The 13335-nt window shown below is 63.3% G+C and carries 9 protein-coding genes; 6 read left to right on the top strand and 3 right to left on the bottom strand.

The features are described from left to right. Positions 1–277: 277 nt before the first annotated feature. Complete coding sequence (locus ACIPW4_RS11795; RefSeq protein ID WP_400657931.1) at positions 278–1339, bottom strand: DUF6708 domain-containing protein; 1062 nt, start codon at positions 1337–1339, stop codon at positions 278–280. After that, positions 1243–2493 (bottom strand): T6SS effector BTH_I2691 family protein, encoded by a 1251-nt coding sequence (locus tag ACIPW4_RS11790; RefSeq protein ID WP_400657930.1) that lies wholly within the window; start codon positions 2491–2493, stop codon positions 1243–1245. Before ACIPW4_RS11790 ends, ACIPW4_RS11795 begins: the two co-directional genes overlap by 97 nt. A 636-nt stretch (positions 2494–3129) precedes the next feature. Here ACIPW4_RS11790 and ACIPW4_RS11785 point away from each other — a divergent pair. Beyond that, complete coding sequence (locus ACIPW4_RS11785) at positions 3130–5940, top strand: HD domain-containing phosphohydrolase (protein WP_400657970.1); 2811 nt, start codon at positions 3130–3132, stop codon at positions 5938–5940. Here ACIPW4_RS11785 and ACIPW4_RS11780 read toward each other — a convergent pair. After that, the gene (locus ACIPW4_RS11780) at positions 5937–6539 is read right to left on the bottom strand and encodes a TetR/AcrR family transcriptional regulator (RefSeq protein WP_400657929.1); all 603 of its coding nucleotides are present in this window, start codon (positions 6537–6539) and stop codon (positions 5937–5939) included. The two genes, ACIPW4_RS11785 and ACIPW4_RS11780, sit on opposite strands and share 4 nt — an antisense overlap. Before the next feature lie 84 nt (positions 6540–6623). Here ACIPW4_RS11780 and ACIPW4_RS11775 point away from each other — a divergent pair, with 84 nt between their 5' ends. The 5 genes from ACIPW4_RS11775 to ACIPW4_RS11755 all read left to right on the top strand — a co-directional run bounded on the left by ACIPW4_RS11775 (position 6624) and on the right by ACIPW4_RS11755 (position 13321). Further along, the gene (locus tag ACIPW4_RS11775) at positions 6624–7373 is read left to right on the top strand and encodes an SDR family NAD(P)-dependent oxidoreductase (RefSeq protein ID WP_400657927.1); all 750 of its coding nucleotides are present in this window, start codon (positions 6624–6626) and stop codon (positions 7371–7373) included. Further along, a complete protein-coding gene (locus ACIPW4_RS11770; protein ID WP_400657925.1) occupies positions 7366–8121 on the top strand; it encodes an SDR family oxidoreductase in 756 nt (251 codons plus the stop codon). The genes ACIPW4_RS11775 and ACIPW4_RS11770 overlap by 8 nt, the downstream gene beginning before the upstream one ends. A 230-nt stretch (positions 8122–8351) precedes the next feature. Then, positions 8352–10427, top strand: coding sequence for a hydantoinase/oxoprolinase family protein (locus ACIPW4_RS11765; protein WP_400657923.1), 2076 nt, complete (start codon positions 8352–8354; stop codon positions 10425–10427). A 23-nt stretch (positions 10428–10450) separates the two neighbouring features. Further along, on the top strand, positions 10451–12115 hold the full coding sequence (locus ACIPW4_RS11760) for a hydantoinase B/oxoprolinase family protein (protein WP_400657921.1): 1665 nt from the start codon (positions 10451–10453) through the stop codon (positions 12113–12115). Positions 12116–12118: 3 nt separating this feature from the next. After that, positions 12119–13321, top strand: a complete 1203-nt coding sequence (locus ACIPW4_RS11755; protein WP_400657920.1) for a pyridoxal phosphate-dependent aminotransferase — start codon at positions 12119–12121, stop codon at positions 13319–13321. Positions 13322–13335 lie beyond the last annotated feature (14 nt).

The raw sequence follows: 13335 nt of genomic DNA, 5'->3' as shown, positions 1-13335 counted from the left end.
CGCAAGAACTCCCGCAGGCGGCCCGACCGGCGTTGTTCATTTAACCTGCTTCACTGCACCTTGCAGCTAGCACCCGGCGGGGATTTTACCGGGTGCAAGCTCCGAGGCCAAGCGATACCGCCTGATCCTGTGGTTTCACGATTGCTCGGTTTGAGCGGGAGCGGTGCGGGATTCCAGGTCCATTTCGGCTGGCCAATTGACTTCGGGGGCCAGGTGGTCGAACGGGTTACGGAAAACTATTTGTTCGTCACCGTTCGGAGTCTGATTCTCGTCCTTGTTACTGGAGGGATGGAGGAAATCGGGAATTGCTTCGGGGCCTTTGCATGAAAAGCCTGACGATGGCCCAGTATTGCTCGCCTTCCTCTATGTCGTCGGTAAAGAACACGCGATCGATTACTTCGTTGGTGCCAGGTTTGCAGATCGAGATCTTCACTTCTTCCTTGAGCCCACCGTAACCGGGAGCATAAATTCGGTAAGCCTCGAGGGTGAGGTCATCCCAGTCGTACGCTACGGGTATCACGCCCCAGTTCTTTTTGCCGAATGGGTTTAGGAGGTTGAATCTGTACTGATAGAAATAGACCTTGCGGCGTTGCCTGTTGAAACGGATGGGTTCGTTTTTGGGGAAGCCAAGATCCGTTCGGATGTAAGGGGTGAGGAAGCAGAAGATACAGGCGTGAAAGAAAATATACCAAAAGAACTCTTCTAGTCCTGCTGAATTCAGCTTGAGCGGGAAGTGGCTGAAATAACCGATAGTGAAGTGCAGGGTCATCATTGATATCACCACGCCTAAGACAATCCAAGCGCCTCTTAGTGCATTGGCCAGTTTTTCACTGGCGCTGTTCTGCAGTTCACGCAGGTGCGCGCTCTGCAGGGCGTAGTACTCGCCTAGCTTCATCTGCACCTGTAATTCGATGAGATGCACGCCGTTGTAGACCCGCTGACTGGCACTGTTCAGATGCCGCACGGCCTGCTGGATGCCAGGATCGAGCAGCGTTTGCAGGCGCTGGCTGGCGGCGTTGACCGAGCCCTGCAGTTCGGTGATAGCTTGCTTCACCGAATCACGCATCTTGAAGCCGATGTCATCACTGGCGATCAGCTTGCTCAACGCGTTGTAGAGCTTTTCGCTGTCGTTCCAGTTGGTCAGCTCGTTCGCCGAGAAACTTGGCAGCAGCGCTGCCATCAGAGGGCCGTCGCGCAGCATCAACGCGCGGTACGGTGGACTGTCAGGTTTTTGCAGCCACTTCAGCCACAGCGCTTCGCTGGTGCCGGGCGCTGGCTGGGTTGGTTCGGAGTGGGTGGAAGGCGCTTCGGTGATGCCACCGGTGAGGCAGGCAGCCATGGTCTTGCTGTAGGCGATACCCGATTCACGGTCCCGGCCGTCGTAGTCGTGCCGCTCGATGAGGGCGAAGGCAGCGCTCTCGCAGAGGTGCTGGCATGCCGGTCGATGAAGCCCTGGAAGCGGGCTTCCTCTTGTTCATACTCCGCTTGGAACGCCGCGCGCCGGGATTCGTCATAGCGCTCCTCCAAGTTCTCATCACTTTTAAGCCGACGCTTCTCGACCACACGCTGTCGTACCACCTCGGGATCGTTGAACACCGGTAGCCTGTCTCTGATCTGTGGCTCGACCGTCGGCACTTCCTGCGCCGCCCACTCGCGCTGGGTAGCGCGGATGATCTGCAGAATCTGCGAGGTCTGCAGCTGGTAGGCACGCAGCGGGTCCTCGCGCCAGGCCTGGCGTTTGACCACCCAGTTCAGGCGCTGGTGGTTGTATTCCTGGATCAGGCCGACCGTGTCGTTGATCACCACCGCGAGCATACCGTTCTCCAGCTTGTGCTGGGCGATGGCGTTGGTCAGGTACCCGCGCAGGGCGGTCTTGCGCAGGAAGCGGCTGTGAAAACCATGGGCGCTGTCGAACGGGCCGTTCAGTTGCTGGGCGTATTCGAACACTTGGCGGTCGACCTGGAGATTGTCTGGGGTCATGGCCAGGCCCAGCAGCTCCGGATTTTTGCGCGCCTGAACCAGGTCCAGGCCCTCGAAGCGGTGCGCGGGGCCCCGGCCGCTTTTGTAGGCCTGCAGCACGCTGACCGGCCAGGGATCGCTGGAAAACGCCAGCCAGGCCGAGCCGTAAGTGTCGGTGTCGATGTTGAGGAAGGACGACGGGATGTCATGGTCCTCATGCACGCAGTACTCGGGCAGGGACGGTGGCGGCCCTGGATTAGGTTCGTAGGGATCGAAGCGACGCAGGTGACCTTGAGCAGTGACTTCGTAGGCATGCCAGATGCGCTGGTCGAGCAGCACGTAGAGGTAGCCGCTGCGCAAGGTGCGCAGGCCCATGCGGGTTTGCGTGACGGGGTCGCTGCCGGGTCGGGTATCGGGGACCACGGCGTGGCGCAGGGGGAGGATGGGCAGACCCTGGCGCTGGCAGGCTTTGCAGGGGCTCAGGAGGAAGTCGACTTCGGCGACTGCATTGACAATGTCTTGAGTGATGGTCATGGAATGCCCTCGTCTAACAGCTGGCCGCGCTCGCTGTAATGCTGATTGGTAATTTGAGCCAGCCTTTGCAATTAAGCTGAAGCGAAAACATTAGCGAGGAATCAATTCGTCGTGAAACTTTCAGATTCCTAAAATGCCGTAGGAAAAGTTACCAAAACTGGGGATTATCTTTGTTGGATAATAATTGGTTCCAAAGTTCGTGAGCTCTAATTTCAAGTGGATTTATACGAAGCTTGTTGTAAGGAACAGCTTCAGATTTTCCATCTTCATTCACGCTTGCCGGAGCCGCTGCGCAGCCCTTTCCGACCGGTCCTGCGCCCCGGCAAGGCCGCACCTACAAAAAAGCTGAACCGGGCATGGCCGATGATTGAATTAGGTAATGTCTCCGTGCCACTATCTGGCATGCCTAGCCGCCAGCGTTCTGCCTCCGACGGGCATGTTTGTCTCGACTGATTACACTGTTGAAGTCGCCACATAAGGAATGCCGCGGATGGTCTGCGTGTTGCTGGGTCGTGCTGCCGAGTCGGCAGGTCGCCTGTGGGCGAACAGGGTGTGTATCGAGCGTTCAGGGAGAGTGCATCCTTGAACAGATCCGGCCATGGAATCTCCCTGCAATGGCTGATAGCCCTGGCCATCATGCTTGGCATGCTGCTACTCGGCGCCGGCCTGGCCTGGCAGGGCTATCGCGGCATCAGCCAGGCCCTGGTGGCCGCCGCTGGCGATGCTGCCCAGCAAGTCGGCAAGACCATCGATGAGCGTGCCCGGCGCCTGGTCGACCCCGCCCAGAGCAGTATCCGCCTGCTGGCCTTCAACCCGGCTGCCAACAACCTGCAGCAGCGCCTGGAGCGCTTGCCGCAACTGGTCGAAAGCCTGAATGCCAACAAAATGCTCAGCGCCGCCTACATCGGTTACCCCAACGGCGAGTTCCTGCTGGTGCGTCGTTTGCGCGACCCGCAGTTGCTGGCGCGCTTTGCCGCGCCAGCGGGTAGCCGTTTTCTGGTGCAAAGCGTCAGCGTGGGCGAGGGCGGCTCGATGCGCGGCGAATGGCGCTTTTATGACAAGGCCCTGACCCTGCTCAACGCCCAGGCCATGCCGGACTATCACTATGATCCACGCCCGCGCCCGTGGTTCGTCGACGCCTCCTCGCAACCCGGTACGGTCCTGACCCACCCTTATGTGTTTTTCACTACCCGCGAGATCGGCATGACCATGGCCCAACGTAGCGTCGACGGCGCAGCGGTGCTCGGCATGGATGTCTCGGTCGACGACCTGGCCAGCGAAACCCGCGACCTGCGCATGACGCCCGGCACCGAAATCGCCGTGGTCGATGAGCAGGGCAACGTGGTGGCGTACCCGGACCTGCAGCGGGTCATCATCCATGAGGGCGATACCGTGCGCCTGTCGCGGATCGCCGAACTGGGTGTGCCCAGCTTGCAGCAGGTCTACAGCAACCTGCCTCAGGGCACGCGGCCGCAGCTCTATCAGGTCGAGGGTGCCAAGTGGTTTGGCATGCGCGTCCCACTGACCAACCTGGCCGGGCAGCGCCTGCAGGTGCTGATCGCGGTGCCGGCCCATGAACTGCTGGCGGGGGCACGCAAGGTGCTGTTCGAGCAACTGCTGTGGACGGCCGGCTTGATGGCCGTGCTCCTGCTGCTCGGCGGTTTGCTCGGGCGGCGCATCGGCCGGCCGCTGCACCAGCTGGCCGAGCAAGTGCGTGGCCTGGCCGACTTCGATTTCGGTCGCAAAGTGGGTGTGGCCTCGCGGGTATCCGAAGTGCGTGAGCTGAGCCGCGTGCTAAGCCGCATGTCCGGCACCATTCACAGTTTCCAGGCCATTACCCTGACACTCAGCCGCGAGACCCAGCTGGAGCGCATGCTCGACGGCGTGCTGACGCACCTGGTGGAAGCCGCCGGAGTCAGCGCAGGGGCGGTGTACCTGCTCGATGACCAGCATGCTCATCTGCGTCTGGCTGCGTCCTGTCGAGGCACGGGCTACCCCGAGGCGCTGGCGCTGGCCGAGGCCGATCATGGCGACCTGGCGGGAGCCGTCATCCAGGCGCTGGCGCTGGGCGGGCGCAGCCTTGCGGTGGTGCTCAACGACCGTGGGCATGAACTGCTGGGCATTCTCGTGCTGGAAACGCAGCGTACAGCCAGTGAAGTGGGCGAACCGTTCTGCCGGTTCGTCGAAGAACTGTCCGGCGCCGCCGCCGTGGCCATCGAGACGCGCCAGCTGGTCGAAGCCCAGCAACGCCTGCTGGACGCGATGATCAAGCTGCTGGCCGACGCCATCGATGCCAAGAGCCCTTACACCGGCGGCCATTGCGAGCGCGTGCCGCAACTGGCGCAGATGCTGCTGGACAAGGCCATCCAGGCCGACAGCGGCCCCTGTGCCGATTTCAGCATGACCGAGGCCGAGCGCTACGAGTTCCGCATTGCCGCCTGGCTGCATGACTGCGGCAAGGTCACCAGCCCCGAATACGTGGTGGACAAGGCAACCAAGCTGGAGACCCTGTACAACCGCATCCATGAAGTCCGCATGCGTTTCGAGGTGCTCTGGCGCGATGCCGAGCTGGCCTACTGGCAAGGCCTGGCGGCGGGTGAGGACAAACCGCAGTTGCAGCGCACGCTGGAGCAGTGCCGCAGCGCACTGCAGGATGAATTCGCCTTCGTCGCCAAGGCCAATATCGGCGGCGAGTTCATGCAGGATGCGGACGTCGAGCGCCTGCAGCGCATCGGCCAGCGCCGTTGGCGGCGGCATTTCGACAACCGCCTGGGCATTTCCCGCGATGAGGAGCAGCGCCATGCCGGTGCCGCGCCTGCGCCCTTGCCGGTGGACGAGCCGCTACTGGCTGACCGCCCCGATCACCAGGTGCCTTGGGGGCCGCGCAAGCCGCCGGTGGCCAAGGACGATCCGCGCAACGTCTGGGGCTTCGACATGCGCCTGCCGGCCAATGCCAGCGACCATGGCGAGCTGTACAACCTGTCGATTCGCCGGGGCACGTTGAACGATGAGGAACGCTTCAAGATCAACGAGCACATCGTGCAGACCATCATCATGCTCACGGCGCTGCCGTTCCCGCGCCAGCTGCGGCGGGTGCCGGACATCGCCGGCAACCACCACGAGCGGATGGATGGCAACGGCTACCCACGGCGGTTGGGCAGGGACGACCTGAGCATCGCCGAGCGGGTGATGGCCATTGCCGATATCTTCGAGGCGCTGACTGCGGCCGACCGCCCTTACAAAGCAGCGAAGACGTTGTCCGAGTCGGTGAAGATCCTGGTCTTCATGGCCCGCGACAACCACATCGACGGGCAGCTGCTGCGGCTGTTCCTCACCAGCGGCGTGTACCTGGAGTACGCCCGCCGGTTCCTGCGTAGCGAGCAGATCGATGAAGTGGATGTGGCGTACTGGCTGGCCCAGCTGGATGGGCATGCCGAGCGGATCTAACGCACTTCACTTACCTTGCCCGTGCACACGATGCCCTGCACGAAGGCCACCATCTGCTCCCGCGCTGCAGCAATGGTGCCCCAGTGTGCTTGCCCGCATAGCAGGCTGAGCACCGCCTGGGCAATCGATCGGGCACGCGGCGCGGAGGCCGGCCCGCACAAACCGCATTCGGCAACGACGATCTCGCTGAGCAGGCCGGTGTAGGCGTTTTTCAACCGTTCCACCTGGAGTGCCTGTTCCTCGCTCAGGTTCACTGCTTCGCGTGTCAGCAGGATCAGCTTGTCCGGGTGGGCCTGGCTGTAGGTGACGAACGCCTGGACGAAACACGGCAAACGCTCACTGGTGGAGCGGGCCCCCTTGAGGCATTGTCGGGTTTCATACAGCAGGTCGGTCAGGCTCGACTCGATCAGCTCGAACAACAGGCCTTGCTTGCTCTCGATATGGTGATACAGCGAGCCGGCGCGCAGCCCCAGGTGGCTGGCCAGGTCCCGCAGACCGATAGCCTGGTAGCCATGGTTGGCAAACAGGTTGCTGGCCGCTTCCAGCAGGCGGTCACGGGCATCGGGCGAGGCAATGTGCGAGTGGCTGGAGGCGGGCATGGCAGGACCTGTCGGCGATTTGATGTTTGACCAAATGTAAGACAACAGGCATCTTACGTAAAGACTCAATCGCGGAGGTGTTGTGTGGACAATCAAACTGTTGTGATCGTAGGTGGTGCCTCGGGTCTGGGCCTGGAAACAGCCCGCCTGATGGTCAAGCGTGGCGCCGGCAAGATCGGCCTGATCGACCGTAACGAGCAATTGCTGGTACAAGCTGCCGAGGGGCTGCGCAGCCAGGGCGTGGAGGTGGCCATCGCGGTCGGCGACATCGCCCGCAGGGACACTGCCCATGCCGCCTTCGGCGAAATCGTCAGTGCCCTGGGCCGGGTGCATTGCCTGGTCAACAGCGCAGCGATCTACCCACGCCAGGACATCTTCGAGATCACCGACGAAGAGTGGGACCTGGAGAACGCCGTCAACATCAAGGGCACCTACCACATGATGGTCGCCGCCGTGCGCCACATGCAGCAGTACGTCGCCGCGCCAGCGGTGACCGGGCGCATCGTCAACGTGACCTCGGTAGACGCCTTCAAGGCGCACCCGCAGAACGCCCACTATGCAGCTACCAAGGCGGCGGTAGTGAGCCTGACCAAGTCCTTTGCCCAGGCCTGTGCCAAGGACCAGATCCTGGTCAACTCGGTAGCGCCAGCCGGTTTTGCCACCGAGCGTGCCAGGCAGTTGGGCTTCCTTGGCGAACTGGCTGCCGCCAACCCGCTGGGCCGTGCCGCCGAGCCTGCGGAAATCGCCGAATGGATCGTGATGATGGGCAGTAGCCGCAACAGCTACGCCACCGGCGAGAACGTTATCGTCAGCGGAGGTTATATCTATGCCTGAAGTCGCATTTCCCGAGGGCTATCAGCGCGCGCTGGTGACCGGGGCTACCAGTGGTATCGGCAAGGCCATCGTGCTGGCGCTGCGCGATGCCGGGTTGCAGGTGATTGCCGTTGGCCGTAGCCAGGAAGGGCTGGCGGAGCTGGCGCGTGAGCCGGGTGTCAGCACCTTGCAGGTCGATGTCCGCGACTATCGGTCGTTGAGCGCGGCGCTCGAAGGGCAGACAGTGGATGTACTGGTCAACAATGCCGGGATTCTGTCTACACGGGCGGCTTTCCAGGACATCGACGAGGCCGAGATCGACAACATGATCGACATCAACCTCAAGGCGCCCCTGCACCTGGCGCGCCAGGTGTTGCCGGGCATGGTCGGGCGGGGCAGGGGGCACCTGTTCTTCATCGGCTCCAGCGCAGGCCGCGCGCCGCACCCGGGGGCGGCGGTGTATGGCGCCTCCAAGGCCGGGGTAAGCCTGTTCTGCGATGCCCTGCGCTGCGACTTGCTGGGCAGTGGCGTGCGGGTCACCGAGATCGCCCCGGGGCGAGTGCAGACTCAGCTCTACAAGGCCGCCATGGGCATGCAGGCGGCGGGCAGCGAGCTGTATGACGGCTATGAATCGATCCAGCCGGAGGATATCGCCGCGCTGTTGCTGGCGGCGCTGAAGATGCCGCGGCAGGTGGATGTGTCGCGCCTGGAGGTATTCCCCACGGCACAGGCGGTGGGCGGCGGGCGGATGGTCAAGACCGGCGCCTGATCCGGCAGCTGCTTTGACTGTGGCGGCCTCTTCGCGGGCTTGCCCGCTCCCACAGAAATCATGCATTCCTCAGGGAATGTGGGGGCCTGTGGGAGCGGGCAAGCCCGCGAAGAGGCCGGCGCAGATTTTCAATGAATAGGTGCTTGACCACCTGTAAGACAACATATAACTTACATGAAGACCGCTTCAGCGGATCGGTACAACTACAAAGCATTGCAGGGGATATGACGATGACTGCGACATCATGCCGGGTCGGCGTGGACATAGGCGGCACCTTCACCGATATCGCGCTGGACGTGGACGGCGTGCTGCATTCGACCAAGATCCTGACCGACTACGAGCTGCCCGAGCGGGCCATCCTCACCGGCGTGCGCCAGGTGGTGGAGCAGGCCGGCCTCAAGCTTTCGGATATCGACCAGCTGATCCACGGCACCACCCTGGCCACCAACGCCCTGATCGAGCGCCGTGGCGCGCGCACCGCCTTCATCACCACCGAGGGTTTTCGTGACACCCTGGAGATGCGCACTGAAAACCGCTTCGAACAGTACGACATCAACATCGCCCTGCCGCCGCCGCTGATCGACCGTGAACACCGCTACACCCTGCGCGAACGCCTGGACGTCAAAGGGCAGGTGCTGATCGCCCCGCAGCAGGCCGAGATCGATGCGCTGATCGAGCGCATTGCCGAAGGCAACTACGAGAGCGTCGCCATCGGATTCCTGCACAGCTACGTCAATGGCGCCCACGAGCGGCATCTCCGCGATGCTCTTCAGGCGCGCCTGCCGCACGTGTCGATCTCGATCTCCAGCGAAGTCTCGCCGCAGATGCGCGAGTTCGAACGCTTCAATACCGTGTGTGCCAACGCCTACGTCAAGCCATTGATCAAGTCCTACCTGGACCGCCTGGTGGTCACGCTTGAAAAGGAAGGCGCCGATTGCCCGGTCTTCATGATTCATTCGGGTGGCGGCATCATCTCGGTACAGAGCGCGGCCGAGTTCCCGGTGCGCCTGGTCGAGTCGGGGCCTGCCGGCGGGGCGATTTTCGCCGCCGACATCGCCCGCCGTTATGCGCTCGAGAACGTGCTGTCGTTCGACATGGGCGGCACCACGGCGAAAATCTGCCTGATCGAAGACCAGGTGCCGAAAACCGCCAAGACCTTCGAAGTGGCGCGTACCTACCGCTTCAAGAAGGGCAGTGGCATGCCGATTTCCATCCCGGTGGTGGAAATGGTCGAGATCGGTGCCGGTGGGGGCTCCATCGCCAGCATCGACAGCATGCGCCAGATCCGCGTCGGCCCGCACAGCGCGGCGTCCGAACCTGGCCCGGCCTGCTACGGCCGCGGCGGCAAGGAGCCGACCATTACCGACGCCAACCTGTTGCTCGGCCGCCTGGATGCCGACAATTTCGCCGGTGGTGCCCTGCGCCTGTCCACCTTGGACGCGGGTAACGCCATGGCGCGGGTGATTGCCCAGCCATTGGGAATGACGCCTGAAACCGCAGCCTTCGGCGTCTGTGAAGTGGTCGACGAGAACATGGCCAATGCCGGCCGCGTGCATGCGGTGGAAAGCGGCAAGGACATCGCCGACTACACCATGATTACCTTCGGTGGCGGCGGGCCGCTGCATGCCGCCCGCCTGTGCGAGAAAATGGGCGTGGCCCGGTTCATCGTCCCGGCCGGTGCCGGCGTGGGTTCGGCCATCGGCTTCCTGCGTGCACCCTTTGGCTACGAAGCGGTACGCAGTTCTTTCGTGCGCCTGTCCGAATTCGATGCAGTTGCCATCAATGGCCTGATCGCGGAAATGAAAGCCGAATCGCTGGGCTTCCTGCGCCAGGGCATGCCGGAGGGCGAGCCGGAAATGGACTGCACGGCATTCATGCGCTACGTCGGCCAGGGTTGGGAAATCCCCGTGGCGCTGCCGTTCAAGGCGTTCAGCGCAGCAGATACTGCGCAGTTCAAGGCGCTGTTCGAAGAGGCCTACACGCGCTTCTTCGGCCGCCCCATCGAAGGCCCGGACATCGAGATCGTCAGCTGGTCGGTCAAGGCCAGTTCGCCGCTGCCACCAGTCGAGCGCATCGAAGAGGTGGGCGCCGCTTACCGTGCCCATGAGGTCGCCCGCCGCCAGGTGTTCGATGTGGCCGCCGGTGGTTTCGTCGAGACGGCCATCCACCCGCGCGAAGAGCTGCAGGTCGGTGCCCGCGTCGATGGCCCGGCCATCATCGTCGAGCGCGAGACTTCGACCTTCGTCACCTCCAACTTCACCGCCACGGTCCAGCCAGACGGCTGCCTGCTGGTCGTGCGCCGCTAACGCCTGATTCGGAAGCCAGAACAATGAGCGATACCTTGATCGACATTCAAATGCAGGTGATGTGGAACCGCCTGGTCTCCGTGGTCGAAGAGCAGGCGCTGACCCTGATCCGCACCGCCTTCTCCACCAGCGTGCGCGAGGCCGGCGACCTGTCTGCCGGCGTGTTCGACCGCGCCGGCAACATGCTCGCCCAGGCGGTGACCGGCACGCCGGGCCACGTCAACACCATGGCCGAGGCGGTGGTGCACTTCATCAACGACATCGGCGAAGACAACATCTTCGAAGGCGATGTGTACGTGACCAACGACCCGTGGAAGGGGACTGGCCACCTGCACGACATCACCATCGTTTCGCCGTCCTTCTACAAGGGCAAGCTGATCGGCTACTTCGCCAGTACCGCCCACGTGGTCGACATCGGCGGCCGCGGTTTCGGCCCGGATGCCCGCGAGGTGTACGAGGAAGGGCTGTTCATCCCGATCATGAAGCTGTTCGAGCGCGGCAAGGTCAACCGTGACCTGATCAACATCCTGCGCAACAACGTGCGCGAGAACGACCGGGTGGTGGGTGACTTCTATGCGCTGTCGGCGTGCAACGAAACGGGCCACAAGCGCCTGCTCGACATGCTCGAGGAGTTTCAGCTGGACGACCTCGACCACATCGGCGGCTTCATCCTCGAGCACAGCCGCCGCGCTACGCTGGAATGCTTCAAGTCGCTGCCTCATGGCACCTACAGCAACAGCATGACCCTCGACGGTTACGACGTGCCGGTGACCTTGGCGGTAACCCTCACGGTCGGACCGGACGGCATCAAGAGCGATTTCACCGGCACCTCGGGCATGAGCCAGTTCGGCATCAACGTGCCGCTGGGGTACGCCAAGGCCTATGCCTGTTATGGCCTCAAGTGCATCGTCGCGCCGGAGATCCCCAACAACACTGCATCGCTGGCACCGTTCGAAGTCACTGCGCCGGAAGGCTGCATCCTCAACGCCAAGCACCCGGCACCGGTGTCGGTGCGCCATGTCCTTGGCCATTTCGTGCCCGACCTGGTACTCGGCGCGCTGCACAAATGCCTGCCGGGCAAGGTACCGGCGGAAGGTGCCAGCGCCCTGTGGAACCTGCACCTGAGCGTGCGTCCGTTGGAAACCAATCCGAACGGCCGCAACGCCGAAATGCTGATGTTCAACAGCGGCGGCATGGGCGCACGCTCGGCGATGGATGGCCTCAGTGCCACCGCCTTCCCAAGCGGCGTGCACACGATGCCGGTGGAGGCCACCGAGCATGCGGGCCCCGTGGTGGTCTGGCGCAAGGAGCTGCGTGAAGGCTCCGGCGGTGCCGGCCAGCTGCGCGGCGGGCTGGGCCAGGAAATCGAAGTCTCGGCAGCCGAGGGTTACAGCTTCCGCTTCAGTGCCATGTTCGACCGCATCCAGTACCCGGCCCGCGGGCTGGCCGGCGGCCTGCAGGGCGCCGAAGGTTTCGTCGGCCTGGACGATGGCACCTTGCTGCGCGGCAAGGGCCAGCAGTTCGTGCCGGCCGAGCGCCGCCTGGTGCTGCGCCTGCCCGGTGGCGGTGGATACGGCGACCCGCGTCAGCGCGACCGCCAGCAGGTCGAGCGTGACCTGCGCTATGGCTACATCAGTGCCGAACAGGCCCGTGACGACTACGGCTTCGATGCCGCCCAGGAGCGCTGAACCATGGACATCCAGAGCAGCCGCGTGCGTGCGGTAAAAAGCTCGCCGAGCATGGCGGTGTCGGTGCTGGCCAAACAGATGCTGGCCCAGGGCGAACCGGTGATCAACCTGGCGCTGGGCGAGCCGGACTACAACGTCCCGGGCCATGTGATCGAGGCAGCCCACCAGGCCATGCTGGCCGGCAACAACCACTACACCGCGCCCAATGGCCTGGAAAGCTTGCGCCAGGCCATCGTCGACAAGTTTGCCCGGGAAAACGACCTGGCCTATGGCCTGGACGAAATCTGCGTGGGCAACGGCGCCAAGCAACTGCTGTTCAATGCCTTCCTGGCGACCTTGGAGGAGGGGGATGAGGTCATCACGCCGGCACCGTACTGGGTCTCCTACACCGACATGGCCATGCTCAACGGTGGTGTGCCGGTGGTCATCCCGTGTGGTGCCGAGCAGGGCTTCAAGGTCACCCCGCAGCAGCTGGAAGCGGCCATTACCCCGCGCACGCGCTGGGTGATGCTCAACTCGCCGAACAACCCGAGCGGGGCGATCTTCACCCGTGAAGAGCTGGCCGCCCTGGGCAAGGTGCTGGAGCGCCACCCGAAGGTGCTGATCATCTCGGACGAGATCTACGAGCACATCGTGCTGGGCGATCAGCCGTTCGTGTCGTTCGTCACGGCCTGCCCGCAACTGCGCGAGCGCACTTTGCTGATCAATGGGGTGTCCAAGGCCTACGCCATGACCGGCTACCGCCTGGGTTACGCGGCAGGGCCGAAGGACCTGATCGTGGCCATGAACAAGACCCAGTCGCAGACCACCACCTGCCCGTCGAGCATCTCGCAGCTGGCAGCGGTGGCGGCACTGAACGGCCCGCAGGACTTCGTGCGTGACGCCAACCGCGAATACCAGGCGCGTGGCGAGCTGGTGATGCGCGGCCTGGCGCAGATCCCGGGGCTAAGGCTGGCGATGCCGCAGGGGGCGTTCTACGCCTTCCCCGAGGTCAGCGCCTACATCGGCAAGCGCACCCCGGACGGCCAGCTGATCAGCAACGATACCGAGCTGTCGGCCTATTTGCTGCGCGTCGGCAAGGTGGCCACGGTGCCGGGCTCGGCGTTTGGTGTCGAGCCCTACGTACGCCTGTCCTTTGCCACCTCGCGCCAGGAACTGGAACAGGCGCTGGGCCAGTTGCGCGAAGCGTTCGCGGCGCTGGCCTGAACACACGAATCGAA

Source organism: Pseudomonas sp. NPDC089996, from assembly GCF_044748405.1.
Taxonomy (GTDB): Bacteria; Pseudomonadota; Gammaproteobacteria; order Pseudomonadales; family Pseudomonadaceae; genus Aquipseudomonas.
Note: the sequence above shows the minus strand (reverse complement) of the source record. Positions and strands in the feature narration are given on the sequence as shown.

Excerpts from the sequence above, each read along its gene's own strand:
- ACIPW4_RS11795 (WP_400657931.1), bottom strand. The coding sequence starts at position 1,339 with ATGGCTGCCTGCCTCACCGGTGGCATCACCGAAGCGCCTTCCACCCAC.
- ACIPW4_RS11790 (WP_400657930.1), bottom strand. The coding sequence starts at position 2,493 with ATGACCATCACTCAAGACATTGTCAATGCAGTCGCCGAAGTCGACTTC.
- ACIPW4_RS11785 (WP_400657970.1), top strand. The coding sequence starts at position 3,130 with ATGCTTGGCATGCTGCTACTCGGCGCCGGCCTGGCCTGGCAGGGCTAT.
- ACIPW4_RS11780 (WP_400657929.1), bottom strand. The coding sequence starts at position 6,539 with ATGCCCGCCTCCAGCCACTCGCACATTGCCTCGCCCGATGCCCGTGAC.
- ACIPW4_RS11770 (WP_400657925.1), top strand. The coding sequence starts at position 7,366 with ATGCCTGAAGTCGCATTTCCCGAGGGCTATCAGCGCGCGCTGGTGACC.
- ACIPW4_RS11765 (WP_400657923.1), top strand. The coding sequence starts at position 8,352 with ATGACTGCGACATCATGCCGGGTCGGCGTGGACATAGGCGGCACCTTC.
- ACIPW4_RS11760 (WP_400657921.1), top strand. The coding sequence starts at position 10,451 with ATGAGCGATACCTTGATCGACATTCAAATGCAGGTGATGTGGAACCGC.
- ACIPW4_RS11755 (WP_400657920.1), top strand. The coding sequence starts at position 12,119 with ATGGACATCCAGAGCAGCCGCGTGCGTGCGGTAAAAAGCTCGCCGAGC.